This window comes from Paraburkholderia sediminicola (genome assembly GCF_046027355.1).
GTDB classification, from domain to species: domain Bacteria; phylum Pseudomonadota; class Gammaproteobacteria; order Burkholderiales; family Burkholderiaceae; genus Paraburkholderia; species Paraburkholderia sediminicola_B.
The window spans coordinates 53,223-79,620 of record NZ_JAQQEK010000016.1; the positions used below are offsets into that span (position 1 = coordinate 53,223).

Genomic DNA, 26,398 nt, shown 5'->3' on the forward strand with positions numbered 1-26,398 from the left:
CGTTCAGAACAGAAAAGGGTCGACGCGCGTCGCCAGTGGTCGTGCCGCGCGGGGACCATAAGCAAATCACTCAAGGATCAGGAGGTGACATGCATAAGCTTGCAACTGTTCTCTCGCTTGCTGGAGCGGCCACGCTCGCACTTGCTGCGTGCGGCGGTAATTCGAACAACAACATGCCCACAGCGACCGCCGGTACATTCAAGTCGACTATTCTCGTGTCCGACGGCAGCGTCGCCGCGCCGCACGTCGACCCCAATCTGCAAAACGGCTGGGGCATCGCGTTCGGTCCGACCACCCCCGTTTGGGTATCGGACAACAATACACAGAAGTCGTCGCTGTATGACGGCAATGGCGTGGTGCAGTCGCTCGTCGTCACACTACCGCCGGCGGCAAGCGGCCAACCCGCGAGTCCGACCGGCATCGTTTTCAACAGTACTACGGACTTTGCCGTCACCGCGAATGGCGCAACCGGTAACGCGGCATTCATTTTTGCCACCCTCGCCGGCACGATCGCGGCCTGGTCGCCTAAGGTGCTGCCGACGCAGGCGGTCACCGTTCACGACGACGGCGCGGGCGCAGCCGAATACACAGGCCTTGCGATCGCCAGCAACGCCGGCACAAGCACGCTGTACGCCGCCGATTTCCATAACGGCAAAGTTGATATGTTCGACAAGACTTTCACGAAAGTCTCGGCTGCCGGCGCCTTCAGCGATCCGAATGTACCTGCGGGTTTTAATCCGTTCGGCATCCAGGCCGTCGGCAATACGATTTATGTGGCGTATGCGAAGCTTGGGCCCGATGGTCACAGAGATCAAAGCGGTGCGGGCAACGGCGTGGTGGATGCATTCGATACTGCCGGCCACCTGATCAGGCGCATCGCGTCGAACGGGCCGCTCAATTCGCCGTGGGGGATCGCCATGGCGCCGGCCAATTTCGGCGCGTTCAGCAACGACCTACTGATCGGCAACTTCGGCGACGGCACCATCAATGCGTTCGATCCTGCGACTGGCGAGTCCAAAGGGCCGCTCACGCAGGCAGATGGTTCGAAGGTGACGCAGCCAGGACTCTGGGGTCTGGCGTTCGGCAACAACGCCGACAACCAGCCTTCCAACACGCTGTTTTTCGCGGCAGGTCCGACGGCGACGACGGGTGCGTATGGACGCATAGATTCGTCGATGTAGCCGGCTGAAAATCCAGGCGCTCGATGTGGGATCGTCAAGCATGGCGCCAGAGACGGCGAGCGGTCCCATTCAAGCAGCTGTAGTAGAGCGCAAAGCCGGTGCGAACCGACTTTGTCGACAAGTCAAGATTGAAACGGAGCGACCGCGTGCGGGATTGTGATCCGCATCGAAGGGCCGTGTCTTTGCTATATCCAGCGCATACCACTCGGCGTGTGTGCGAATCCTCCCGATAACACATCTCGGCTAGCGCTTGGTCAGCCGCAGTCGCCCACGTTATGCGGAGCTGCAAGAACTTTCGCGGACTCGTTTTCTGAAAGTCAGAGGAATAAATCGGGCCGGCGTTCGTTTCGTCCATTGGCTTTGATTTGTTGTCTTCTTTCTTCCGCTCCGGCATCGTCGGACCTGCTTGCGCTTTCCACGCGCCGCGGGCGACGCCGGCATCCTGCGAGTTTGCTAATGAAAAAAGTCATAGTGACATGTGCTTTTGTTGTGTCTGTCCCTGCCGCGCACGCGCAAAGCAGCATTACCTTATACGGCATCATTGATGAGGGCTTCGAAGCAATCAGCAATGCGCCTGTTGCCGGCAGCAAAAGCGGCGGCAGACTGTTCCGACTCGATGCCAACAACGGGCTGAATGGGTCCCGTTGGGGACTCAAAGGATCCGAAGATCTCGGCGGCGGCCTCAAGGCGATCTTCACGCTCGAGAACGGCTTTGAACTCAACACTGGAAATCTCGCGCAAGGCGGCGATGAATTTGGCCGTCAGGCCTTTGTCGGATTGTCGAGTGAGCGGTATGGCACCCTGACGCTCGGGCGGCAATATGATCCCATCGTCGACTACGTAGGAATATACGAGTTCGGTGATTCAAATCTTGGCTCGGATCACGCTGCACATCCCGGCGACCTCGACAATTTCAACTTCACACGTCGCCAGAACAATTCAGTCAAGTACCAGAGTCCCAACTTCGGCGGTTTGAGTTTCGAAAGTCTCTATAGCTTCGGCGGTGTGCCGGGCTCGCTTGCAACCAACCAGGCGTACTCATTCGGAGCCCATTTCGTGAGGGGCCCGTTTGGCATGTCCGTGGCATATTCACACGTCAACAATCCGGCGGCGTCCTTGTTCGGAAGCAACCCAACCGATACCGCGACGTCGAACGGGCTGACCGCGAGCCCGATCTACAGCGGCTATGCGTCGGCAAGAACCTACCAGGTAGTAGCGGCCGGCGGTTCATATAGGTTCGGACGCGTCCTCATGGGCGCGACCTATTCGAACATTCGCTATTCGAACATTGCCGCGCTTGGCGGAAGCAGTGCGGATTTCAACGACGCGGAAGTCAGCCTGCAGTACCTGATTGCCCCGGATTGGTCGGTCGGAGCGGCCTATAACTTTCTGAAAGGGAACGCCGTGACTCAAAGCATTGGGGGCGCCAAATACAATCAGATCTCTGCCGGTGTGAATCACTCGCTGTCCAAGCGCACCGATGTCTATCTTTCAGGCGCATGGCAGACGGTTAGCGGAAACGACTCGACCGGACACGCGGCGGTTGCGAACATCGCCGATTTGCCGCCTTCTTCGAATCGTCATCAAGCGGTCGCTCGTGTCGGAATCCGACATAAGTTCTAGTCTTACTGTTTCAAAACCTACGGCGTCTGCTGTTGCAGCAACGGGAAGTCGGCATGCTGTGGATCAACCAGCCGGCCACGCCGTCGCAGGAATGCCGTTCGGCGACGTGCTATCGGGCGCAACTGCTTCACGCCCAATGCGTCCCATTTTCGGACACGCCGCCGATCCTCACCAAACTAAGCGTCCGATTTTGCGACAGTACTCCAGCACGCGAGCCATTTGGTCGCTGCGGATAACACCGCTTCTCCATGCTCGCGCGCCTTCTCAGGGTAGCGTGATTGCTTTCTCCTCCTTTGGCATGGACATTGCCTAGTCTGTATTGGCCGCGCGCCAAAGCGCCGCTCTTACGGTTCGTGCATTGGCCGGCCATACATAAACGGAGGAGACAAAAAGTGAAAGCTGCCGTGCTGCATCAGTACGACGAGTCATTGACTCGCGAAGAATTCGTGCACTACGAAGATGTCGACGATCCGAAGATCGAGCGACCCACTGATGTCATCGTCCGGATTGGCGGCGCCGGTGTGTGCCGCACCGATCTGCACGTCGTGGAAGGCATCTGGCGCAGCAAGGTCGATGTCACGTTGCCCTACATCATGGGCCACGAAAACGCCGGCTGGGTCGAAGAGGTGGGCCGCGGTGTGGAGAGTGTCAAGGTGGGCGACCCGGTCATCTGCCATCCCCTCGTGACGAGCGGACATTGCCTCGCCTGCCGGCGTGGCGACGATATGCATGCCACGGACAGCCGGTTTCCCGGCATCAATGCCAATGGCGGCTACGCGCAATATCTGCTGACGGGCGAACGCTCGCTGATCCAGTTGCCGAAATCGCTCGCGCCGAAGGACGTCGCGCCGTATACCGACGCCGGCTTGACCGCGTACCGCGCCGCAAAAAAAGCGTCGCGCCATTTGCTGCCCAGTCAATTTGCCGTGGTGATCGGCGCCGGCGGTCTGGGGCATATCGGCATTCAGGTCCTGAACGCGCTTTGCGCGGCTGAAATCATCGTAGTGGACCGCTCCGATGTCGCGCTGCAGCTCGCGAAGGATTGCGGCGCGCATCACACGGTCAAGGGCGACGGTGATGAAGTGGAGCGCGTACTCGATCTGACGGGCGGCAACGGCGCCGAAGCGGTAATCGATTTTGTCGGCGAAGGCGACGCAATCGCAAAGGGCCTCGCCATGACGCGCAACGCAGGCTTCTACTACATCGTCGGCTATGGCGGAAAGATCGAGTTGCCGACCATCGACATGATCACCAGCGAGAAGACCATCGTCGGCAACCTGGTCGGCACCTATCCCGAACTCGTGGAACTGATGGCGCTCGCCGACCGTGGCCTCGTCCATCTGTCGACACGGGAATACCGTCTGAGCGAGGCGAACCAGGCGCTCAAGGATTTGCACCACGGCAAGGTCAAGGGCCGGGCGGTGTTGATTCCGTAGACGCCTCGACGGGCGGACCTTGACGTGGAGATTGCCGTGACTGTGGAGCGTGACGCAGCCTCGCTTTTCGAGCGCATGCGTCTGGTTATTGCACTGACCGAAGTCAATTCCCGCCACTTGCGCGGAGAAAGCAGACGCGCGGGCGCGGAGATCGAACTGGCGTGCGCATTGGCTTGCGAGGAGCGCGACGGTGTCTCGTCGGAAGGAACGTCGCATATCGAGCAATTGCGCGAGCGCCTCGGCGAGGCCGAAAGCGCGTTGTGGGCGATCGAATCCGAGCGGGAGCGGCTTGCGAACGAGCTGGCCCGATTGGACAGTCGAGCGTCGTCTGAGACACAAGGGGGCTGGCAATGAATCGGATTCCGGTTACGGTGCTCACCGGCTTTCTCGGCGCTGGCAAGACCACGCTGCTCAATCGTATTCTGCGCGAGCAGCACGGCCGGCGCTATGCGGTGATCGTCAACGAATTCGGCGCGATCGGCATTGACGGTGGTCTTGTCGTCGGCGCGGAAGACGAGGTCATCGAATTGAACAACGGCTGTGTCTGTTGCAAGGTGCGCGGCGATCTGATTCGCGTGGTGGCGGCCCTGGTCAAGCGTAAGGATGGCTTCGACGGGATCCTGATTGAAACTTCCGGTCTGGCTGACCCCGCGCCGGTAGTGCAAACCTTCTTTATCGATGATGAGATCCGGCAGCGCACGCGGCTCGACAGCATAATCTGCGTGGCCGATGCTGCGCATTTGCAGGCGCGCCTCGCAGACAGCCGCGAGGCCGCGGAGCAACTCGCGCAGGCCGACATCGTACTGATCAACAAGATCGACCTCGTCGATGCGGCCAGTCTCACTTCGGTTCAGGACGCCGTGCGGCGCATCAACCCGACTGTGGAATGGCGGACCAGTGTGCGCTGCGAAATACCGCTTGCCGTGCTGCTCGATCGCGGAGCGTTCGATCTCACGCGCATGGCGCTTGCCACATCGGCGGGTGAGGCCGGTGAATCATCACGCGGCGAGCGGACTTACCACTACGTGCCGCTTCGCGCAGGCGCCCCCGTCAAACAGGGTCGCCATAGCCACGGTATCGATAGCGTATCGCTGCGCGTCGAGCGCCCGCTCGAACGTACGCGCTTTCTCTCCTGGTTGCAGCAGTTGGTGGTCGAGCAAGGCCAGAACCTGTTGCGTGCAAAAGGTATCGTCGATCTCGCCGGATCGGAGCATCGCTTCGTGTTTCAGGGCGTGCACATGACGATGGATACGGATTTCGACCGGCCCTGGCGAGCCGGCGAACACCGTGACAGCCGCCTGGTGTTTATCGGCCGCAATCTCGACCGGCGCGAGTTGCGGGAGAGCATCCGGTACTGCGAGATCGACTCATGAACGCGCCCCCCGTTCTGATCGAACTGCTTGGGGCGTGTTGGGTCACCGACGCGTCCGTCGTCGAAGTCGTGTGGGACACGGCGGGGCAAACTGCTGGATTCGCCCTCGGCGACGGTACGCTTGCGCTCGCCACCGGTGTCTGGGACGGCGGCCCTCGACTCAAACCACGCGAGAGCGGCGGCGTCGAGGTCGTGCAGGCGCAAGCACCGCCAGCGCCGCTCGCGCGCTTCAGCGTGCATGAGGGCACGTGCCTGGCCCTCGCCGCCGACCCTGCGGGCGGATTCTTGAGCGGTGGTGACGACGGCCGTCTCGTCCATCTGCGCCTCGATGGCACGAGCGAACTCGTCGCGCATGAGGCCGGCGCATGGATCGACCGCGTGGCCGCCAGCCAGGCGGGTGGCCGAGCCTATGCAAGCGGCCGCCGGGTTCATTGGCTTGGGGCCAAACCCGCCTGCCTGATGCTGCCCGGATCGGCAACATCGCTGGCTTTCGACACGGCTGGTACACAACTGGCGATCTCGCATCATGGTGGCGTCACGCTTTGGGCGGCCGACACGCTCCGGGAGCGTCAGCTTGCGTGGCCGGGCTATCACCGTAACGTGGCGTGGAGCCCTGATGGTCGCTATCTCGTGAGCGGTATGGAGGAGAACGCGCTGCATGGCTGGCGGCTGCCCGACGGCGCAGACATCGAGATGGGCGGCTATCCCGGGCAGCCTCGCTCGCTATCGTTTTCCGCTGACGGCCGCTTTCTTGCCACCAGCGGCGGCATGCGCGCGGTGTGCTGGCGCTTCGATCCGCCCGGCGCGAACGATGAGCCACACGAATGCGGCGTTCCCGGCAAGGCGCCGGTAAGCCAGGTGGCCTGCCATCCGGCTCATCCGCTGATTGCAGTGGGTTATCACAGCGGTGCGGTGTTGCTGTGTCAGCCAGGCAGTAGCGACATTCTGTTCATCAAGGGATCCGGCAACAGCGCGGTCAGCGCGATGGCCTGGTCGCCGGACGGCGGGCGGCTCGCTCTGGGCACCGAGGCGGGCGAGCTGGCGCTGGTGTTTCTGCCGGACGAGCTGTTCCGCTTCGGACGCCGCAGATAAACGGGCCGTGCTCCCATCACATGTCAAAACGGAGACAACCATGCATAACGGACACACACCCAAAGAGCAGTTCTTCGAGCGCCTTGGCGCCGTGGCGGACGAGATGATCGAAGCGTACGGCAAGGATTTCGCGCTGGGCGCGCTAATTCTTACGGCACGCTTTGTCGCTGAAGGAAAAGAGTCCGACGGCGCTGCCCGAAGCGTGATTCTTACGAGTGAAAGCCACGGCAGCGTTGCGACGTAGCAGCGTGGCACGGTTTACTCTATTAGTCGTTATTAAAAATAAGATATCCGAAAGAATTTAGACGATCGATCCAGCATCCGCCACCCGATCCAAACGTCCCAATATCGGACAGCGTCGTGAGGCGGAGTTGTCGCAGAACACAACATGGCGCATTGCAAGAATTTTTAGCAGAAGCCCGTGCGCGTTACCAGGCTTGATGCGGAATAAAGGATTCCTTCTGGCACGCTTATCGCTCTATCAGTGCAGGTCAAACCGAAAGCGTCGACGTCACAAAACGCGAGCCGAAAACAGCAGGAGACACGATCAATGAAGACCGGCCCAGCAAGCTTGTCCTTCCGTTCCTTCTCCCGAACTTTTCGCTTGCCAGCGAGACGGCCCGCCCGTGTTGTTGACTCTGGTCCTGGCGGTAGCCGGCCCTGCCCGAAGCGTCGCATTGCGACAGTTATCGAAATGGAACTAGGAGAGCTCAATGTCTGATGGATTAACGCTCAACAAGATCACGTCCCAGCGCGGGATCAGCATTGGCGAAGCGGCACGCCGCGTTGCCGATCTCGGCTGGACTCCGAGTTACGTCCAGGAGGCCATGACCTTCCCGACGGACTACAAGATCAGCAAGGCGCCACGTGACCCGATGAAACAGGTGCTGCGCTCTTATTTTCCGATGCAGGAGGAAAAGGACAACCGCGTCTACGGCGCACTCGACGCGGCATTGCGCGGCGACATGTTCCGCAACGTCCAGCCTCGCTGGGTGGAATGGATGAAGCTGTTCCTCGCCATCATTCCGTTTCCCGAGATTTCGGCGGCGCGTTCGATGGCGATGCTCGGCCGGCTCGCACCGGGCGAAGAGCTGCGCACCGGCTTTACGATGCAGATGGTCGACGAGTTCCGGCACTCCACGATCCAGATGAACCTGAAAAAGTGGTACATGGAAAACTATATCGATCCGGCCGGGTTCGACATTACTGAAGCCGCGTTTGGCAAGTGCTATGCGACCACGATCGGCCGCCAGTTCGCCGAGGGGTTCCTCACCGGCGACGCGGTCACGGCCGCTAACGTGTTCCTTCAAGTGGTGGCCGAAACGGCGTTCACGAACACGCTGTTTGTTGCGATGCCATCGGAAGCCGCCCGCAACGGCGATTACGCGTTGCCGACTGTGTTCCTTTCGGTGCAGTCGGATGAAAGCCGCCATATCGGCAATGGTCACTCGCTGGTGATGTCGATCATCAACGATCCGGACAACCATCTGCTGCTCGAGCGCGACCTGCGCTATGCGTTCTGGCAGAACCACGCGATCGTCGATGCCGCGATTGGCACCTTCATCGAGTACGGCACCACGGACCGCGACAAGAACAAGGAATCGTACGCCGAGTTGTGGCACCGGTGGATCTACGAGGATTACTACCGCACCTACATGCTGCCGCTGGAAAAGTACGGCATCAAGATTCACCACGACGATGTCGCCGCCGCCTGGGACCGCATTGTCAAGCAGAACTATGTCCACAAGGTCGCACAGTTCTTCTCCGTGGGCTGGCCCGTCAACTTCTGGCGGATCGAAGCGCAGACCGAAAAAGACTTCGAATGGTTCGAACACAAGTACCCCGGCTGGTACGCCGAATTCGGCGACTTCTGGAAGTGGTACGCGAAAAAGAGCGTGCCGGGCGAAACCAACATGCTGTTCGATCAGGAAAACGGTTACGTGTATCCGCACCGTTGCTGGAGCTGTCTGGTGCCCTGTCTGATCCGTGAAGACTTCGTGGTCGACGAGGTCGACGGCCAACTGTACACGTATTGCTCGGAGCTGTGCCGCTGGACGCATAAGGTGGCGTTCGCGCCGGAATACGAGGGCAGACCGACCCCGGCCATGGGCCGCTTCAGCGGGCGCCGCCAATGGGAAGAGTGCTACCACGGCTGGGATCTGGCCGATTGCATCAAGGATCTCGGCTTTGTGCGCAACGACGGCAAGACGCTCGTGCCGCAACCGCATCTGCGCTTTGACGACAGGCAGATGTGGACACTCGACCACGTGCGCGGCTACACGATCCAGAGCCCGATCGTGCTGCTGCGCGCCATGACACCGGAGCAGCGCGAGAAACACATTGCCGACTATCGCGCCGGCTTCAAGATCAATCCGGTGAATTGACGAAGCTATCCGATCCGGCGGCGCCTGTATCGCCGCCGGACGGATCGGGAGCACAAGATGAGCGACACGCAAGAGACGAGGCACGAGATGACGGACACAGGCGACGACAAAGTATTCCATACCGTTTACTTCGAGCCGGTTGGTGTGCAGATGTCGGTGGCGGAAGGCGAGACAGTGCTCGATGCAGCGTTTCGCCAGGGCATTGCGGTGATGCATGGATGCAAGGAGGGGCAGTGCAGCAGTTGCAAGTCGCTGCTGGTGGAAGGCGATGTCGAACTCAAGAAATACTCGACGTTCGCGTTGCCCGACTACGAACGCGAATCCGGCCATATCCTGCTGTGCCGCACGCTTGCCTATAGCGATCTGACCGTCGAGCTACTGAATTATGACGAAGACCTGATGCGCCGCTCGATCGCGGTGAGCGAATATGATGCGACGCTCACGAAGATCACCGCGCTCACGCACGACATCAGGCTGCTGGAAGTGAGGTTGTCGAGGCCGTTGCGCTTTTGGGCCGGCCAGTATGTCGACTTGACGATTCCAGGCGCAGGCATCACGCGATCTTTCTCGATGGCGAATACACCTGACGGCGAATCAACGCTGAAATTCATCATCAAGAAATATCCCGACGGTGCGTTTTCGTCGCAACTGGACGGTGGTCTGAGTCCAGGCGACAGGCTGGTCGCGAAGGGGCCTTACGGCACCTGTTTCCGGCGCGAGGACCAACCGGGACCGATGGTGCTGGTGGGCGGAGGGTCCGGGATGTCGCCGCTGTGGTCGATCCTGAGCGATCACGTGCAAAGCGGTGAAGAGCGACCGATCCGTTTTTTCTACGGTGCGCGCAGCCGTCGCGATCTGTTCTATCTCGACGAGTTCGCGGAGCTGGAACAAAAGCTGCCGGATTTCCGCTTTATTCCGGCGCTCTCGAATGCCGACCCGGATGACGGCTGGACGGGCGAGACCGGCTTCATCCACGAAGTGCTCAGCCGCACCTTGCGCGCGGAGGCGCTTGCTGGCGAGATCGACGCCTACACATGCGGTCCTACCCCGATGATCGAGGCGGTGATGCCGGTTCTTCAGATGGCGGGTGTCGCACCCGAGCGGCTCTATTTCGACAAGTTCACGCAGGCGGTTCGCTGACCGAATCTGGCAAAACGCCTATTCGAAGTGCCTATAACCGAAACACGATGGAGGACTAACATGAGTACGTTGGCAGAGCAGTCGCCAGTGAAGTCGGGCGCGGCCGGCGCGGCCCAGTTTTCCGGCTGGGACAGCCGCAAGTACAACTACTTCGAGCCGAAGGGACGCAAGGCGAGCCACTACGAAGACATGACCGTGGATGTACAGCCGGACCCGAATCGGTATCTGCTGCAAGACTGGATTCTTGCATTCGCTGACGGCACGCCAACGTATTCGAAAACCTGGACGGCGGCCAGAAGCTCGGACTGGCATCAGTTCCGCGCTGTTGACGAAGAGTGGGAGCGTACCCATTACCAGCGTCAGTCGACCATTGTCGGCATGATCACCGGCGCGATCCAGAACGCGCGACGCTCAGGGGCGGTAAAGCGCTTCGACAAGACTTGGATCAAGGTGCTGGAACAGCATCTGGGCGCATACAAGCATGCGGAGTTCGGGTTGGGCACAGCAACGATGCATGCGCAGCGCTACGGCTACACCCAGATGATCAATAGCGCCATCCTCACGAACGCGTCGTACAAGCTGCGATTTGCTCAGGACCTGACGCTTTATTTGGGCGAGATCGCGTTGGACCTGCCCAATCTCGACCTCGATGCCGGCAAGCAGCATTGGCTTACCGATCCAATCTGGCAGGACACGCGCCGGGCGATAGAGACCATCGGCGGCGCCACCGATTTTCTCGAGAAGTACTTCGCCGTGAACGTCGTATTCGAACCGCTCGTGGCGGATCTGTTTCGCAGCGGATTCATCATGCAGGTCGCTGCCTCGCAAAACGACTTTCTGACTCCGACCGTCGTGTCCGCGGCGGAAGGGGACTATGAGCGCAATCTGGCCAATGCCGTCGAACTGTTCCACATGCTCGCTAACGACCCGCAGCACGGCGAAGCCAATCGCAAGCTGTTCGGCGAGTGGCTGGAGAAACACGGTGCGCTGGCCTCAGCGGCAGCAAAACAGTTGCAGCCGATCTGGTCGATTCCGCATGTGAAGACGGCCCAGTTCAACGACTGTCTGAACAGTTCGATAGAGCGGGCGGAGATGATCGCAAGAGAAATCGGCGTTCACTTTCCATCGTCGATCCGCGCCTGAGCGCTTCTCGAACCCATCGAACCAACCGCGAAGAGGAGTACGCAATGTCAGTGCATACCGACAATATTTTCAAGTCGATGAAGGACGTCCGCTTCGAACAGACCATTTCGCATCAATGTGGCGTGACGATGAACGACAGCGTCGAGGCCCGTGCGATTGCCGAACTGATGTCCGCCAAGCCCGGCATCACGGTGACCTATCTGCCCGCGATGATCCGTATCGACGGGCAGGGCAAGATCGAGTTCAAGATGGGCGAGATCAGCGAGGTGCTCGGTCGCGAGATGACGCCGCATCTGTTCGAAATCTCCACCTCGACCCACTACGGGCGGATGGTGATGATCGACGACGAGACGGTGGTGCTGTTCGGCAATATGGACGATGCGATGGCTTACGAGTGAGCGAACACCCCGCCAGCTAATCAGGCGGCCGGGTGCCCTCGACGGCGACGGGCCGCCCATGCAACCAAGGAGACGAATGCCATGTATCGAACCACGGACGGTGAGGAAATCTTCGTCATCGACGGACACGTTCATCTATGGGACGGCAGCAAGGCCAACCTTAAAAACGTGCACGGTCAGCAATTCATTGACTGCTTCTACGCGTATCACTCGAACCTGAGCCCCAAGGAGTATTTGTGGCCGAAGGAGAAGTTCGACAAGTACGGCGAAGAGGCGATGTACAACGACCTGTTCGTCACGGGCTACGACGACATGGCGATCTGTCAGCCAACCTATCTGACGGACTTCTACAAGAACGGCTTCAACACGACCGAATCCAACTACGTGCTGAAGCAGAAGTATCCGCACCGCTTTATCGTCAACGGAGCATTTGATCCGCGCGATGGGGAAGCCGGACTCGATCGTCTCGAGGAGCTTGCGTCCCTCTACAAGATCCAGGGCGTCAAGCTTTACACTGCGGAGTGGCGCGGCGACAGCAAGGGCTACAAGCTATCTGACCCCGGCGTGCAGCGTTATTTCGAACGCTGCGAGAAGCTGGGCATCAAGAACATCCACGTCCACAAGGGACCGACGATTCTGCCGCTGAATCGCGACGCGTTCGACGTGGCCGATGTTGACGACGCCGCCACCAGCTTTCAGAACCTGAATTTCATCGTTGAGCACTGTGGCTTGCCACGGCTTGACGACTTCTGCTGGATCGCGACCCAGGAGACAAATGTCTACGGTGGTCTCGCCGTGGTGCTGCCGTTCATCCATACACGGCCTGAGTACTTCGCGCATGTGATCTCGGAGCTGCTGTTCTGGATCGGCGAGGACAAGATCCTCTACGGCAGCGACTATGGCATCTGGTCGCCGAAATGGCTGATCGAGAAGTTCATGGCCTTCGAACTGCCCGAGTCGGTGAGTAAGGAAACCGGCGTGCAGTTGTCGCTGACGGCCAAGAAAAAGATCCTTGGGCTCAACGCGGCGCGGTTGTACGGCATCGACGTCGAGGCGCAAAAGGCGCTGCTGGAGGACGTCCGGCAACCGGCAACGGTCGGCGCATGAGCACCATGCGCACTGTGCAAGCACCGGCTGCCATCGTGTCGAAGAGCGCTTCCGACCGGGTCGCCGAGGTCTGGTCCCGGCTGGAGGCGGTCGACGACCCGGAACTCGATGAGTCGGTGACGGAGTTGGGTTTCGTCACCGCGGTGGAGGTCGACGGCGGCTGCGTGTCGATCGGCTTCCGCCTGCCGACCTACTGGTGTGCGGCCAACTTCGCCTACCTGATGGCGGACGACATGCGACAGGCGATAGCGGCCTTGCCATGGGTGACAGCCATCACGATCACACTCGACGAGCATATGTATGCCACCGAGATCAATCGAGGCGTAGCCGCTGGACGGTCGTTCCAGCAAACCTTTGGCAGCGAAGCGAATGGAGAAGTGGAGGACGTGCGGCGCATTTTTCTCGTCAAGGCTTTTCAGCGGCGACAGGAAGCACTTTTAAGCTGGCTGCTGGCGCAAGGCAACGAGCCTGCGATGCTGGTGCGCCTGAGCATGGCGCAGCTGTCGGCGCTTGCAAGCACGAGCGCGGACGACGGGAAAACCCAGCGCCTGGTCGCGCGATATCGCGAGCGGCGTTTTGTAGCGGGGCGCCGTATCGACGACGCAGAGCAGACGGATGAGCCGGCTTTTATCGACACGCAAGGCGCACCGCTGAATCCTGACGAGCTGGGTGCATACCTGCGCGCGTTGCGAAGGGTTGGCGTCAATGCCGAATTCAACGGCGCGCTATGCCGCGGTCTTCTGGCTGCGCGCTATGGCGAAAGCTGCACCCCAGCGCCAGCGGTCGAGATCAAACCGGTGCATTTCGTCCGCACTGGTGGCTCGAAGCCCGGAGGTACGTTCGCGCCAGCACGAGAGACACGCGGCGCAGCAGAGTAAAAAACAGCAATCCGAACCAACCGGATCAGGAGGAGCAGGATCATGCCGAATATCATGTTGCATGACGACGACGCGCGCATGGCGCTAGGTCGAGGTGTTGCGAAACTGGCCAAGGCAGTGCGAGGCACGCTCGGTCCGCGCGGAATGAACGCGATCATCGACCGGCCAATCGGCACGCCGATCATCTCGCGCGACGGTGTCAGCATTGCCAACGAGATCGAACTCGAAGATCCCTTCGAGAATATCGGTGCGCAAGTCGTGCGCGAGGTGTCCAAGCAAACCAACGAAGTCGCCGGAGACGGTACGACCACCGCCACCGTTCTGGCCGACGCATTGGTCCAGGACGGCCTCGCCTGCCTCGCGCAAGGCGCCAACCCTGTCGAACTGGTGCAAGGTCTGGAACTGGCCGTCAACGAGGCAATCGACGCGCTCAAGCGCGCTGCGACGCCCCTGCGCAGCGGCGACGAAGTGCGCGCCGTGGCGGTGGTGGCAGCCAACGACGAATTCACCGGAAAGCTGGTTGCCGAAGCATTGGAGCGGGTGGGCGCCGATGGGATTGTCGACGTGGAATACGGCACCACAGTCGAAACCCGTCTGGAGGTGGTGGACGGGATGGCTTTCGATCGTGGCTACCTGTCACACCACATGGTGACGGACATCGAGAGAATGCAGGTGGTGCTGGATAACCCGCTCATTCTGATGACCGACCAGCGGCTGCAATCGCAGGAAGAAGTCGCGGCGCTTCAGGCATTGGCGACTCGGAGCAAACGTCCGCTGCTGATCATTGCCGAGGAGGTGGCGCCGGCCTGTGTGATGACGCTGCTCGCATGGCGCGACAACGGCGGCATGCCTGTGGCGGCGATTCATCCACCGGAGTACGGACACTGGCGCAAGGCGATGCTCGAGGACATCGCAATCGTCACAGGCGGCAAGGTCGTTGCCCGCGACCTGGGCGGGAAGCTGGAAGCCACAGAATTGCGCGACCTCGGTAGCGCGCGGCAGGTGCGCATTTCGTCGAACCAGACCATCATCACGGCCGGCGGCGGCGATCCGTCGGCGGTGGCGGCGCGCCGTCAGCAGGTGGCGCGCCAGTATGAGATGGCGCCGGAGAACGTCGAGCGCGACAAGTTTCAGGTGCGCCTTGCAAAACTGTCGGGCGGCACCGCGCTGATTCTCGCGGGTGGCGCGACGCCGGTCGAACAGAAACGTCGACTGCATCTGATCGACGATGCGATTCACGCGGCGCGCGCGGCGATTGCCGAAGGCGTCGTGCCGGGCGGCGGCATGGCCTTGTTGCGGGTCTCGTCCGACCTGGAGGGCGTCATTGCCCGTAGCCACGGCAGCGTGCAGCAAGGCGCACGGCTCTTGCAGCGTGCGTTGGCGAAGCCGCTCTTTCACATCGCGACGAATTGCGGCCTCGACGGCGCGGCCATCGTAAGCGAAGCGGTGCGGGCGGAACCTGGCATGGGTCTCGACGCGCGTAGCGGCGCATTCGTCAATCTCGTCGAGGCCGGCATCATCGATCCGGTCAAGGTCAGCTACAGCGCGGTGCGCAATGCGGCATCCGTAGCGGGGCTGATTCTCACCACCCAGACGCTGATCGCCAAGAAGCCGGAGACGATCGATCCGACCGCCGGACCGGCGCTAGGCGCAGGCGCCGAACTGCTCGGCCGCCAATAGACGCGTGAGATCGACATAGCCGGTCTCCGTAGCGGGGACCGGCACAGCTCGGCCGCTGCCGCACGAACCAGGCGGCCACCGGTAGAAGGAGACGAACGATGGCTACAGGAATGGCCCGCCACTTCAGCGCAATTGCGATGACTGCCCGGTATCTTCGCGCGATGCCTCCGACGCGCCTGCTCAAGCTCACACTGGGCGGGAGCATCACGCTGTGTGGGACAGGTATTCTGGTCAACGATGTAAGCGCAACGATCGCGCCGTTTTTACGCGGCGTCGCCGGTGCGATCATTAAAGCAATGGTGTGATCGACATGCGTGCTTGCTTGGGCGCTCGCTCTTGCGAATTGCGGCGGGACGGAGAGCGCACGCATGGATGATCGCATTCGGCGAACGTGCGTGACGAATTCAGGGGTACGACAAAGGACGCTAAGAAAGGGGCGCGATCCAGTGCGCTGACCGTGTTTCCCCCAAAAGACATGTTGAAAATCCAGGGCTATACTGCACGCGCGTTAGCTGCTGGGTTTGAATAATAGAAGCCCCACCCGATACGCCCAGCCATAACATCCTAGCTAGTCAAGACGAAGCCAGCCGCAGAGCCCGGTTCCGCGTTAACCCATCGCCCAGGAGGAAAGTTGTGGCGAGGAGACATCAGATTGGCAGCATGTTGGGTCTAGGTGATCAGGCCGCGATGCGCAGCATCGTGGCCAACGCGCAGCGCGCCAATCTCCGTCATTCCGACCGGGGTACGATGCTCGCGTGGGAGCGTTTTCTGGCGGGCGAGCCGTCGACGTCCGCTCCCCCGGCGCTCATCGACTCATGGCAACGCAGCTTGCAGTCCGGCGTCAGTCCGACTGCGGTCTCGGCGCCGATCGCGGTGCACGGCGACGAGGTGGCGGCGCTGTGCTGGCGCCATCGCGACCTGCTGGCAGCGGCCGACCGCCTGTTCACGGTCACGGCCGACCTTTTCGCCGATTCACATTCAATCCTGCTGCTCACGAACCAGGACGGCGTGATTCTTAAAGCTGCCGGCGATTTGCGCACGCGGGCGGCGGGCGAAAAAATCCATTTGACGATCGGTGGCGACTGGGGCGAGGGCAGAGCCGGCACCAATGGTATCGGCACCGCGCTGGCGACCCGCGAGCCGACCTATATCCACGGTTCCGAACACTTCTGTGAAGGCATCAAGTCATGGAGTTGCGCGGCGGCGCCGATTTGCGAACCGGGCACTGGAGCGGTGATCGGTGTGCTCGATATTTCCGGACCGCCTTCCACCTATCAGATCAACAACCTCACGCTGGCCGTGACCGCGGCGCGCCAGATCGAAATGGTGCTCGCCGAGCAGGCCGCGCGCGAGCATATGCGTTTGTTGGCCTTTTGTCTGCAACGCTTGTCGTCGTCGGATGCGACCGGCATGGTTGCGATAGACCGCAGTGGCCGGCTCGTGCATACCACGGGCAAAGTCGCATTGCCGGTCGGCATCGGCGAGCGTTTCCCGGGGATGAGCGAGACTTCCGCCGTGGAGGACTGGACGCAGCATTTGCCCGCAGGGTTGCACGCCGACTGGTTCAATCCTGTCGTTGTCGACGGCAACACGATTGGCGCGATGCTGGTCGTGCCCGCGCGAACCCGGCCCATGCATGCGCGCGTCGCGGAGCGCAGCGGAGAGGCTGATCCGCTGCGCAACTGCTTCGCGCAGATCCAGGGGCGAAGTGCGGCGATGCTGGCTGCCGTCAATCGTGGGCGCCAACTTGCCAGCAGGCGCGTACCGGTACTGATCGAGGGCGAGACAGGGGTTGGCAAGGAACTGTTCGCGCGCGCAATTCATGGCGAAGAAGGCGGAGGCGGCCCGTTCGTCGCATATAACTGCGGAGCGGCGTCGAAAGAACTGATTGCCAGCGAGTTATTTGGTCACGTGCGCGGCGCTTTTACTGGCGCGACAACGGAAGGGCGGGCCGGCCGTTTCGAGCTGGCTCATGGTGGGACGCTCTGTCTCGACGAGATCGGTGAGATGCCGCTCGAGCTGCAACCTGTCCTGTTGCGTGTACTGGAAGAAGGCATCATCTACCGGCTTGGCGACACGCAGCCGCGGCGCGTCGATGTGCGTCTGCTGGCGATGACCAACCGTAACCTGCGCGAAGAGGTCGAGTCCGGTCACTTTCGCCGCGATCTGTATTACCGGATCAGTGTTACGCGCATACGTATTCCGCCGCTGCGTGAACGGGACATTGATATCGATCTGCTCGTCGAGCACTTTAACCGGAAGCTTGCCTTGCGCCACGGAGTCCCCGAACGCCAACTGAGCGCGGAGATCATGGCGGTGTTGCGCGCCTATTCGTGGCCGGGCAACGTAAGGGAAATGCGCAACGTGATCGAGAATATGCTTTTGACGTCCGGCGATCCCGTTGTGTCGTTCGATGATCTGCCTGCCGAGTTGCTCGATGAAATCGCGACGTCCGGGGCCGTACCGTTGCTGCGGGACGAGGGGGCGAGTCTCGAGGAAACGGAGCGTTTGGCCATTGCACGCGCGGTGCACAATGCGCACGGCAACCTTGCGCAGGCCGCCCGCGCCTTGGGCGTTTCGCGCAGTACCCTTTATCGCAAGATCGAGCTTTATCAGTTGGAAGGTATCGTCAAACCGGCGGGAAAGGAATGAGGTTGTGCGGACATCTGTGCATCGGCTGCTCATGGGTACGGATTCAACTGGTCGACGCGGACTTAAGGATGACCGTTGAAACTTGGAAGCTTCGATAGGCTGCTCCGGCGAGTGGTTGTTATGCCCTGCGCACCAAATCGACGATGCCAGTCTCAACGCTCCCGAAGTGCGATGCCGAATGTGTCAAAGTAACAGCTCTTACCATGAGCGACCCCACATGACCAAATTACCGATTGCCGACCGATGGTTCGAACTCAAACGCATCAGTGACGAAATTACCCTGCTTTGGGAACCCCACGTCGTGCCGCTGATGCGCTGCAATATCTGGCATGTGCGCGGCCGCGACCGGGACCTGATGATCGACACAGGAATGGGTATCGTCAGTTTGCAGGATGCAGCCAGGCATCTGCTGCAGAAGGACGTCACCGCTGTTGCCACGCATACGCACTCGGATCATATCGGCGGACATCATGAGTTCGAGCACACGCTGGTTCACGAGTTGGAGGCAGACAACCTGCGCTCGCCGCGTGAGTCAGGCACCCTTCTGGCGTCGGTATTGGGTGCCGAAGCAATTCGCCGGTATCGCGAAGCAGGTTATCCATTCGACGGCGATCTGATCACGGCCCTTCCCAGTGCTGATTACTCGATGTCCGACTATCGCGTGCGTGCCGCAACCGTCACGGAAATCGTCAAGGAAGGGAACATCATCGATCTCGGCAACCGGCATTTTGAAGTCCTGCATCTACCCGGCCACTCACCGGGCAGCATCGGCCTATGGGAAGCGGCATCCGGCACACTGTTCTCGGGCGATGCGATCTACGATGGCCCGCTGCTGGATGAGATAGGCGGTGCTGACATTCCGACTTATGTGCGCACGATGAAACGCTTGCGTGAATTGCCCGTGCAAGTGGTCCACGCTGGACACGACGCGAGCTTCGGGCGGGAACGACTGATCGAGTTGGTCGATGCCTATCTGGCTAAACGCGCCTGACCGTTGGCCGGGTCCGCCGCGCCGAAGCCGGTCGTCCGGAGCGTGCATCTCACACAGCCGCATCGACGCACTATCGCAGACCGGCCGCTGGCAGCGCGACTCGCTGCAGCGCGGCCATCGGGCCGAGCCGTTCGATTACTTCCATCTGCGCCGCGTCGCGCACGAAAAGCGATCCGGCGAATCCCAATGCGTTGATCGATACGCCCTCGACACGCTCTTCCAATCTCGGCACGAGCAGCATCCATCGGCGTGTAACGAGCAGGTTGTACGGCGCCGATTGACGAAGTTCACCGTCGGCCTCGACCGCCCGGACGTCGACGGCTTCGAGCAATGCACGGTAGCAGGAGAGGACCGATTGCGCCGCATCCACGGAGATCGCCGCGCCGGCTTCGAGGCGCGCGAATGCATGCCGGAATGGCAGGCCTGGTACGCATTGCGGCAGACCATCGGGGAGCGTGGTTGCGAGAATGGACTCAACGGGGACCGGCGGTTCAGAGTCGCCGAGCGGCAACGGTATGATTTGCAGATGCTTGTGCGCCTGACTCGCGCCCGCGGCAGCGCCTGCATTGTAGAAACCAATGCCGTCGAACTCGGCCATACAGGCAATCAGCGACTCGAAGTCGGCCAGGTTGAGCAGCGCGTCCTGCGATTCGAAATCACGGGTAACGATCAGCAGATGATTGTCGATCACATTGAACTTGTTGAGCAAAGCCAGATGCGTGTCAGAGATATCCGCGACAAAGAGATCCTGCTCGTACGGTAGGAATGGATTCACCGAGGGACGCTCCCCTCCATGAAGCTCTCGCGTTTGCCGGCTCTGCTGCTCCTTGTGGATCAGGCTCGAGACCTGCCGCACGACAAAACGGATGCCGCCGCTTTCGATCACCGCCTGGAAGGTGTCGATCTGTTGCAGCGCGCCGCAGCGCAGCGCGTGCGCGGTCTGGCGCAGCATGGCAGGCCACAGGGTTCCCGGTGAAAGGCGTCGATTTTCCATGGTTCGTTGGGGAGAGACGTTCGTCATTGGGCGCGATCATCGATTGCCGCTAAAGCTTGTAACCGATCGTGCGCAACAGATCCTTGCGCCATTGCACGTCTTCCTCGCTTTCGACGCCGAGCGGCGAGAATCCATCAATCACGCCGACGATGCCACGGCCCTGGTCCGTTTCCGCGATCAACACCTCGACAGGATTCGCTGTCGCACAGAAGATCCGGCATACCTCGGGCACCGCCTTGATCGCGTTCAGCACGTTGACCGGAAAAAAGCCGTCCCCCAGAAAGACAAAGAAGCTGTGGCCCGCGGCGACGCTCATTGCGTTTTTGCAAGCCATCTCGACCAGGCCCTCGTCGGTGCCGGAGCGGCGCACGAGGCGCTTGCCGGAAGCCTCGCAGAACGCCAGGCCGAACTTGATGCCGGGCACGGTGCCAACCATTGCCTCGTGAATATCCTCGACGGATTTGATGAAATGGGTTTGCCCGAGGATAAAGTTGGTCGTTTCGGGCTTGACGATTGTGACGGCGGACAATTGCATATCGGACCTCGCTCCGTTGCGGCAGCACAGCGGTAAAGACGCACAGATGACCGGCAATTGTGACTTCGGCGATTTGCGCCAGCCGGTCCACCGCTTTACCTCATCTTCTAGGCTAGTACTAACCGTTCGTCAGCGGAAGCACTGTTCGCCGATGAGGTCTCGCGAGCCTTCTGTTTTCTCGTTACCCGTCGGCATTCGTGTCTGGCGCGGTGCATCCGGTTTTTCAATCATTCGGGTACAGGCGTTGACCCGGAGCCCGCCGTCACGCGATCGGTCAGCGGACAGTTCTGAACTTTGCGTGCCGACGGCAATATGTAATCGCGGAACTGCTCGCGCAGCTTCAGCTTGTGCAGCTTCCCGGTCGCGGTGTGCGGCAGCTCGTCGACGAAGACGACGTCGTCAGGAATCCACCACCTGGCGACCTTGCCTTCGTAGAATCCACGTAACTCGTCCTGGGTCACATCGGTATCGGGACGCTTGACGACCACCAGCAGCGGCCGCTCTGCCCACATGGGATGCGCGCAGGCAATACACGCCGCTTCCGCCACCGCGGGATGGGCGACCGCCACGTTCTCGATGTCGATCGAACTGATCCACTCGCAGCCGGACTTGATCAGGTCCTTGCTGCGATCGGTGATGCGCATGAAGCCGTCGCGATCGATCGTGGCAACGTCACCCGTCGGAAACCAGCCGTCGACGAGCGGCGACGTATCGTGGCGGAAATAGCGGTCGATCACCCACGGCCCGCGCACATGCAGATCGCCGAACGCGACGCCGTCCCACGGCAATTCGCGCCCGCCGTCGCCAACGATCTTCATGTCGACGCCATAGATCACATGTCCCTGCTTCTCGAGCAGCCTGCGTTGCTCGTCCGGCGAGCGCTGCATCTGCTCGCAGTTGAGTCTTGATAGCGTACCGAGCGGCGACATCTCCGTCATGCCCCACCCATGGATGGCCTCGACGCCATAGTCTTCCTTGAACATCCTGAGCATCGCGGGCGGGCACGCCGAGCCGCCGATTATCGTGCGCTCCAGCGACGAGAACCGCACGCCCGCTTCGCGCACGTAGTTGAGCAGCCCGAGCCACACGGTCGGCACGCCCGCCGAACACGTGACGCGCTCGGCTTCCATCAACTCGTAGAGCGACTTGCCGTCGAGGTCCTTGCCGGGGAACACCAGCTTCGCGCCAGTCAATGGCGCGGCGTGCGGAATACCCCACGCGTTCACATGGAACATCGGCACGACGGGCAGCACGGAATCGCGCGCGGACAGGCGCATCGCATCGGGAAGCGATGCGCCTAACGCATGCAGCACAGTGGAGCGATGCGAATACAGCGCGCCCTTCGGATTGCCCGTCGTGCCCGACGTGTAGCAAAGATTCGATGCGCTTCGCTCGTCGATGCGCGGCCAGTCGAAGTGACCGTCGTTCCCCGTGAGCAACGCTTCGTAGCACGATACGTCCGTCGACATGCGCGGCATATGCGCTTCGTCCGTCATCGCAATCCAGCCGCGCACGTTCGGGCATTGTGGCGCAAGCGTGTCGACGAGCGGCGCGAACGTGATGTCGAACAGCACATAGCTGTCGTCGGCGTGATTGACGATATAGGCAATCTGGTCGGGAAAGAGCCGCGGATTGATCGTGTGGCAGACGGCGCCGAAGCCTGTCGTGCCGTAGTACGTTTCCAGGTGCCGGTAGCCGTTCCATGCGAGCGTGCCGATTCGCTCACCCGCTTCGACGCCAAGTGCGATGAGCGCCTGCGCCAGTTGCTTCGCGCGCCGCTCGCAATCGCGATACGTGTAGCGATGCACGTCGCCCTCGACGCGCTTCGACACGATCTCCGTCGTGCCGAAGTAGCGTGACGCATGCGCCAGCAACGAAGAAACCGTCAGCGGCACGTCCATCATCTGTCCATGCAGCGGTGTTGTCATAGCCGCGTCTCCCTGCTGTTCTCAACGCTTCCCTTTGGCACTCGAAGGCTGACGCTCTGTGCTCGAATGGACCGGCTGATGCTTCTATTGGCCTCTGACTTAACCCACGCAGCAATCCTGTTCAGTGATTCAAGATAGGCTAGCCCCAGACCTGTTGCAAATGGCTAACGGGAATATTGCCAGCCTCGATGGCGCCATCCTGGAAGAAGCCCTTTAGTCGGCTAATTAACGAGACGGTCTGGAGGGCGCTCTTGTCGCAAACGGGTCCTGCGCCTAATGTTTAGAAGCAGGCACCGGACAAGGGAAGGGATCGTATGCGCTGCACAAACTGCGGATTCGAGAATCCCGCTGGGGCCAGCTTCTGTGAAGCATGCCGCGTCGTGCTGGCACGCACATGTCCGCGCTGTGGGCAAGCGGCGGGGTCTTCCGCGAAGTTCTGCAGCGAGTGCGGCGCGCCGCTGACTGATGGGCCCGCAGGGGCGTCCCTGCCGTCCCGGTCCGTTTCGGAGCCGTCCCCGGCGCCTGTCCATTACACGCCACACCACCTTGCCGAGCGCATCCGCGCCGAGCAGGTGGCCATGGAAGCCCGCGGCGAGATCGCCGGCGAGCGCAAGACCGTCACGGCGCTATTTGCCGACATGGCGGGGTCCACGGCATTGGTTCACGACCTGGACCCGGAAGAAGCCCAGCGCCTGATCGAGCCAGTCGTCGCGCTGATGATGGAAGCTGTCCACTACTACGAGGGCTATGTCGCCAAATCGCTTGGCGACGGCATCCTGGCGTTGTTCGGCGCGCCCATCGCCCATGAGGACCATCCGCAGCGCGCGCTGTATGCGGCGCTGCGGATGCAGCATGCGATGCGCCGCCACGGGGACAGGATTCGTCTGGAAAAAGGGATTCCGCTGCAAATTCGCGTCGGTATCCACACCGGTGAGGTCGTCGTGCGTTCGATCCGCACAGACGATCTGCACACCGACTACGACCCGGTCGGACACACGATCCACATTGCGTCCCGGATGGAAGGGATCGCCGCCCCATCTTCGATTCTGGTGAGCGAATCGACGCACAAACTCGCCACGGGCTATTTTGAGTTCAAGGCGCTCGGGGCCACGCAGGTCAAAGGGGTCCCCGAACCACTCGTCGTGTATGAGGTATTGGGTCCCGGCGCGTTGCGCACGCGCCTGCAACTGTCGGCATATCGCGGCCTTGCCCGATTCGTCGGCCGCCAGATCGAACTGGACCATTTGCATGCGGCGCTGGAGCAGGCAAAAGAGGGACGCGGGCAGGTCGTTGCGGTGGCAGGCGAGGCCGGGGTCGGGAAGTCGCGCCTGTTCCATGAGTTCAAGGAGCGCTCTCAGGGCAACCGTGTGTTGCTGGAGACATTTTCGGTTTCGCACGGCAAGGCCTTCGCCTATTTGCCGCTCATCGAGCTATTGAAGAACTATTTCCAGATCACCGCTCGGGACGACGAGCGGCAGTGTCGGGAAAAGGTCACGGGCAAGGCGTTGACCCTCGAGCGAAGCTTCGAGGATCTCGTGCCTTACCTTCTCTACCTGCTTGGCATCGGCGAGCGAGGATCGGCGCTCGCGGAAATGGATCCGCAGATCCGGCGTGACCGGACCATTGACGCGATTATCGAACTTCTGACACGGGAAAGCCGCGATCAGCCGATCGAGTTGTTGTTCGAGGATCTGCAATGGCTGGACCGCGAGACTGAAGCGTTTCTCTTGAGCCTCATCGACCGCGTGGCGAATTCACGGATCCTGCTCCTCGTGAACTACCGGCCGGAGTATCAGCCGGTCTGGGAACGCGCGGGCCATTGCAGCCAGTTGCGACTCGAACCGCTGGGCCCGGCGGAGGCCCAGGGATTGCTCTCGGCGCTGCTTGGGGACGATCCCACCCTCATGCCGCTCAAACAGCTCATCCTTGAGAAGACGGAGGGCAACCCCTTCTTCATGGAGGAAGTCGTCCAGACGCTGGTCGAGGAGAAATCGCTGCTCGGTGAACCCGGCCGTTTCCGGATCGAGCATACGCCGGCTGCGTTGCATATTCCGACCACCGTGCAGGGTGTGCTCGCCGCCCGCATCGACCGGCTGCCTGTCGCGGAGAAGGACTTGCTGCAGGCACTTGCCGTCCTCGGCAAGGAGTTTTCGTTCAGTCTGGTCCAGCACATCTGCGACGGGCCGGGCGCCCCGGCCGATGACGCGTTGCGGGAGCTGCTGGCCCGGCTGGAGGCCGCGGAATTCATCTACGAGCGTCCCGCGTTTCCGGAGGTCGAGTATTCGTTCAAGCACGCGCTGACCCAGGAAGTCGCCGGCCGCTCGCTGCTGACAGAGCGCCGTAGCGCGTTGCATGAGCGTGCGGCGCAGGCCATCGAGGCGCTGTTCTCCACCCGTATCGCGGATTACTGGAGCGAATTGGCGCATCACTACCGGCTGAGCGGCAATGTCCCGAAGGCCGTGGAATACCTGCACCGCACTGGGCAACAGGCGCTCGAGCATTCCGCCCATCTGGACGCGATGCGTCATCTCGGCGCGGCGCGAGAATTGCTCGAGCATTTGCCTGACACGCCCGAACGCGCCCAGCAGGAACTGACGCTGCTGCTTTCGCTGGGGCCCGCCTTGATGGCCGTCCGCGGCTACGGCGCGCCAGAGGTCGTGGCGGCGTACACGCGCGCGCTGGCGTTGTGCGAACGGATCGGCGAGACATCGAAGATCTTCCCGGTGCAACTGGGACTGAGGACTTATTACCAGCTGCGCGCGGAGTACCGTACCGTGATCGAGCTGGGAGAACGGCTGCTGCGCATGGGACGCCAGCTCGGCAAACCGGCCTGGCTCGTGGAGGCGCATCTTGCGCTCGGGGCAAGCCGGTTCTTCCAGGGCGATCTCGCCGCTGCCCGTGTCCACCAGGAGCAAGCTCTGGTTTTCTATCTCCAGGAAAGGCACGAGGAGCGGGTCTACGACCACGTGATCGATCCGGGCGTGCGCGCCCTGAACTTTATCGCCTGGACCTTGTGGCATCAGGGATACCCCGATCAGTCAAGCAAGCGGAGTCAGGAGGGGCTTGCACTGGGCCGGAAATATACCGGCGGCTCGACCTTGGCACTGACGTTGACCTACACGGCGCAACTGCATCAGTTTCGCGGCGAGGCGACGCTGACCCGCCAGTACGCGGAGGCCGTCATGTCGCTCGCGGCCGAGCAGGGGATGCCGTTCTGGCTTGCGTGGGGAACGATTCTGCGCGGCTGGGTGCTGAACCAGCAGGGAAGCCTCCAGGAGGGGATTGCGCAGATACGCGAGGGCTTGGCCGGCTACCGGGCGACTGGGGCGGAAATGGGCTACTCGTACTTTTTAGCGCTGCTTGCCGACAGCTACCGGCAAGCGGGCGAGACGGACGCGGGCCTCGGCGCGATCGACGAAGCGATGGCGATGGTGAGCCGTTCAGGCGAGCACTGCTACGAGGCGGAGTTGCATCGGATCAAGGGGCATCTGCTGCTCGGCGCGTCGAGCGATCGTATCGGCGATGCCAGCCGCGCGGAAGAAGCCGAGGCCTGCTTTCATCAGGCGATCACAGTGGCCCGCCGTCAGGGCGCCAGGTCGTTCGAATTGCGGGCCGTATCGAGCCTCGCCCGTCTGTGGCAATGCCAGGGCAAAACGGCCGACGCTCGTCAGGCGTTGTCCGAGGTGTACGGCAGCCTGGCAGAAGGCTTTGACACGGCCGACATGCGAGAGGCGAAAGCCTTGCTCGATGCGTTGGCGTTGTGCGAGAGGTGAACGATCGAAGATCGATGGCGCTGACTCGCGCATCGGCGTGCTGCTGCACGGCGCGTGATTGACCGGCGCACTGCGCCGGGCGCGTGCTACC

21 protein-coding genes are annotated in these 26,398 nt (G+C 61.4%); 18 read left to right on the forward strand and 3 right to left on the reverse strand.

The window, feature by feature from the left end:
* Positions 1-89: 89 nt before the first annotated feature.
* The 17 genes from PQR42_RS25635 to PQR42_RS25715 all read left to right on the forward strand — a co-directional run bounded on the left by PQR42_RS25635 (position 90) and on the right by PQR42_RS25715 (position 19,077).
* Entirely contained in the window at positions 90-1,181 is a 1,092-nt protein-coding gene (locus tag PQR42_RS25635) for a TIGR03118 family protein (RefSeq protein WP_408389746.1), read from the forward strand.
* A gap of 456 nt (positions 1,182-1,637) precedes the next feature.
* On the forward strand, positions 1,638-2,804 hold the full coding sequence (locus PQR42_RS25640; protein WP_408493925.1) for a porin: 1,167 nt from the start codon (positions 1,638-1,640) through the stop codon (positions 2,802-2,804).
* Positions 2,805-3,196: 392 nt separating this feature from the next.
* The gene (locus PQR42_RS25645; protein WP_408493927.1) at positions 3,197-4,240 is read left to right on the forward strand and encodes an NAD(P)-dependent alcohol dehydrogenase; all 1,044 of its coding nucleotides are present in this window, start codon (positions 3,197-3,199) and stop codon (positions 4,238-4,240) included.
* Positions 4,241-4,276: 36 nt separating this feature from the next.
* Positions 4,277-4,594, forward strand: a complete 318-nt coding sequence (locus PQR42_RS25650) for a hypothetical protein (protein WP_408208972.1) — start codon at positions 4,277-4,279, stop codon at positions 4,592-4,594.
* Complete coding sequence (locus tag PQR42_RS25655) at positions 4,591-5,613, forward strand: CobW family GTP-binding protein (protein ID WP_408208975.1); 1,023 nt, start codon at positions 4,591-4,593, stop codon at positions 5,611-5,613. The genes PQR42_RS25650 and PQR42_RS25655 overlap by 4 nt, the downstream gene beginning before the upstream one ends.
* Positions 5,610-6,704, forward strand: a complete 1,095-nt coding sequence (locus PQR42_RS25660) for a WD40 repeat domain-containing protein (RefSeq protein WP_408389740.1) — start codon at positions 5,610-5,612, stop codon at positions 6,702-6,704. Before PQR42_RS25655 ends, PQR42_RS25660 begins: the two co-directional genes overlap by 4 nt.
* Before the next feature lie 40 nt (positions 6,705-6,744).
* Positions 6,745-6,948, forward strand: a complete 204-nt coding sequence (locus tag PQR42_RS25665) for a hypothetical protein (protein ID WP_408389738.1) — start codon at positions 6,745-6,747, stop codon at positions 6,946-6,948.
* Between the two features lie 469 nt (positions 6,949-7,417).
* The gene (locus PQR42_RS25670; protein ID WP_408389736.1) at positions 7,418-9,088 is read left to right on the forward strand and encodes an aromatic/alkene/methane monooxygenase hydroxylase/oxygenase subunit alpha; all 1,671 of its coding nucleotides are present in this window, start codon (positions 7,418-7,420) and stop codon (positions 9,086-9,088) included.
* A 57-nt stretch (positions 9,089-9,145) separates the two neighbouring features.
* On the forward strand, positions 9,146-10,228 hold the full coding sequence (locus PQR42_RS25675) for an NADH:ubiquinone reductase (Na(+)-transporting) subunit F (RefSeq protein WP_408389734.1): 1,083 nt from the start codon (positions 9,146-9,148) through the stop codon (positions 10,226-10,228).
* A gap of 60 nt (positions 10,229-10,288) precedes the next feature.
* Positions 10,289-11,371, forward strand: a complete 1,083-nt coding sequence (locus PQR42_RS25680; RefSeq protein WP_408208988.1) for an aromatic/alkene monooxygenase hydroxylase subunit beta — start codon at positions 10,289-10,291, stop codon at positions 11,369-11,371.
* A gap of 44 nt (positions 11,372-11,415) precedes the next feature.
* On the forward strand, positions 11,416-11,769 hold the full coding sequence (locus tag PQR42_RS25685) for an MmoB/DmpM family protein (protein ID WP_018434416.1): 354 nt from the start codon (positions 11,416-11,418) through the stop codon (positions 11,767-11,769).
* An 81-nt stretch (positions 11,770-11,850) separates the two neighbouring features.
* On the forward strand, positions 11,851-12,876 hold the full coding sequence (locus PQR42_RS25690; protein ID WP_408389732.1) for an amidohydrolase family protein: 1,026 nt from the start codon (positions 11,851-11,853) through the stop codon (positions 12,874-12,876).
* The gene (locus tag PQR42_RS25695; protein WP_408389730.1) at positions 12,873-13,754 is read left to right on the forward strand and encodes an iron-sulfur cluster assembly protein; all 882 of its coding nucleotides are present in this window, start codon (positions 12,873-12,875) and stop codon (positions 13,752-13,754) included. The genes PQR42_RS25690 and PQR42_RS25695 overlap by 4 nt, the downstream gene beginning before the upstream one ends.
* A gap of 42 nt (positions 13,755-13,796) precedes the next feature.
* Positions 13,797-15,434 carry a molecular chaperone GroEL gene (locus tag PQR42_RS25700; RefSeq protein ID WP_408389728.1) on the forward strand — a complete coding sequence of 546 codons (1,638 nt, stop codon included), beginning with the start codon at positions 13,797-13,799 and terminating at the stop codon, positions 15,432-15,434.
* Between the two features lie 98 nt (positions 15,435-15,532).
* Positions 15,533-15,739, forward strand: a complete 207-nt coding sequence (locus tag PQR42_RS25705; RefSeq protein WP_408389726.1) for a hypothetical protein — start codon at positions 15,533-15,535, stop codon at positions 15,737-15,739.
* 355 nt (positions 15,740-16,094) lie between these two features.
* Positions 16,095-18,086, forward strand: coding sequence for a sigma-54-dependent Fis family transcriptional regulator (locus PQR42_RS25710; protein WP_408209002.1), 1,992 nt, complete (start codon positions 16,095-16,097; stop codon positions 18,084-18,086).
* Between the two features lie 178 nt (positions 18,087-18,264).
* Complete coding sequence (locus tag PQR42_RS25715; protein WP_408493931.1) at positions 18,265-19,077, forward strand: MBL fold metallo-hydrolase; 813 nt, start codon at positions 18,265-18,267, stop codon at positions 19,075-19,077.
* A 70-nt stretch (positions 19,078-19,147) separates the two neighbouring features.
* Here the strand turns inward: PQR42_RS25715 and PQR42_RS25720 are convergent, their stop codons facing one another.
* The 3 genes from PQR42_RS25720 to PQR42_RS25730 all read right to left on the reverse strand — a co-directional run bounded on the left by PQR42_RS25720 (position 19,148) and on the right by PQR42_RS25730 (position 22,534).
* Positions 19,148-20,071, reverse strand: a complete 924-nt coding sequence (locus tag PQR42_RS25720; RefSeq protein ID WP_408389722.1) for an ATP adenylyltransferase family protein — start codon at positions 20,069-20,071, stop codon at positions 19,148-19,150.
* A 49-nt stretch (positions 20,072-20,120) separates the two neighbouring features.
* The gene (locus PQR42_RS25725) at positions 20,121-20,606 is read right to left on the reverse strand and encodes an adenosine-specific kinase (protein ID WP_408389720.1); all 486 of its coding nucleotides are present in this window, start codon (positions 20,604-20,606) and stop codon (positions 20,121-20,123) included.
* A 227-nt stretch (positions 20,607-20,833) separates the two neighbouring features.
* Positions 20,834-22,534: a 3-(methylthio)propionyl-CoA ligase gene (locus PQR42_RS25730; RefSeq protein ID WP_408493933.1), complete on the reverse strand. Its 1,701-nt coding sequence runs from the start codon at positions 22,532-22,534 to the stop codon at positions 20,834-20,836.
* Positions 22,535-22,848: 314 nt separating this feature from the next.
* Here PQR42_RS25730 and PQR42_RS25735 point away from each other — a divergent pair, with 314 nt between their 5' ends.
* Entirely contained in the window at positions 22,849-26,307 is a 3,459-nt protein-coding gene (locus tag PQR42_RS25735; RefSeq protein WP_408389716.1) for an adenylate/guanylate cyclase domain-containing protein, read from the forward strand.
* Positions 26,308-26,398 lie beyond the last annotated feature (91 nt).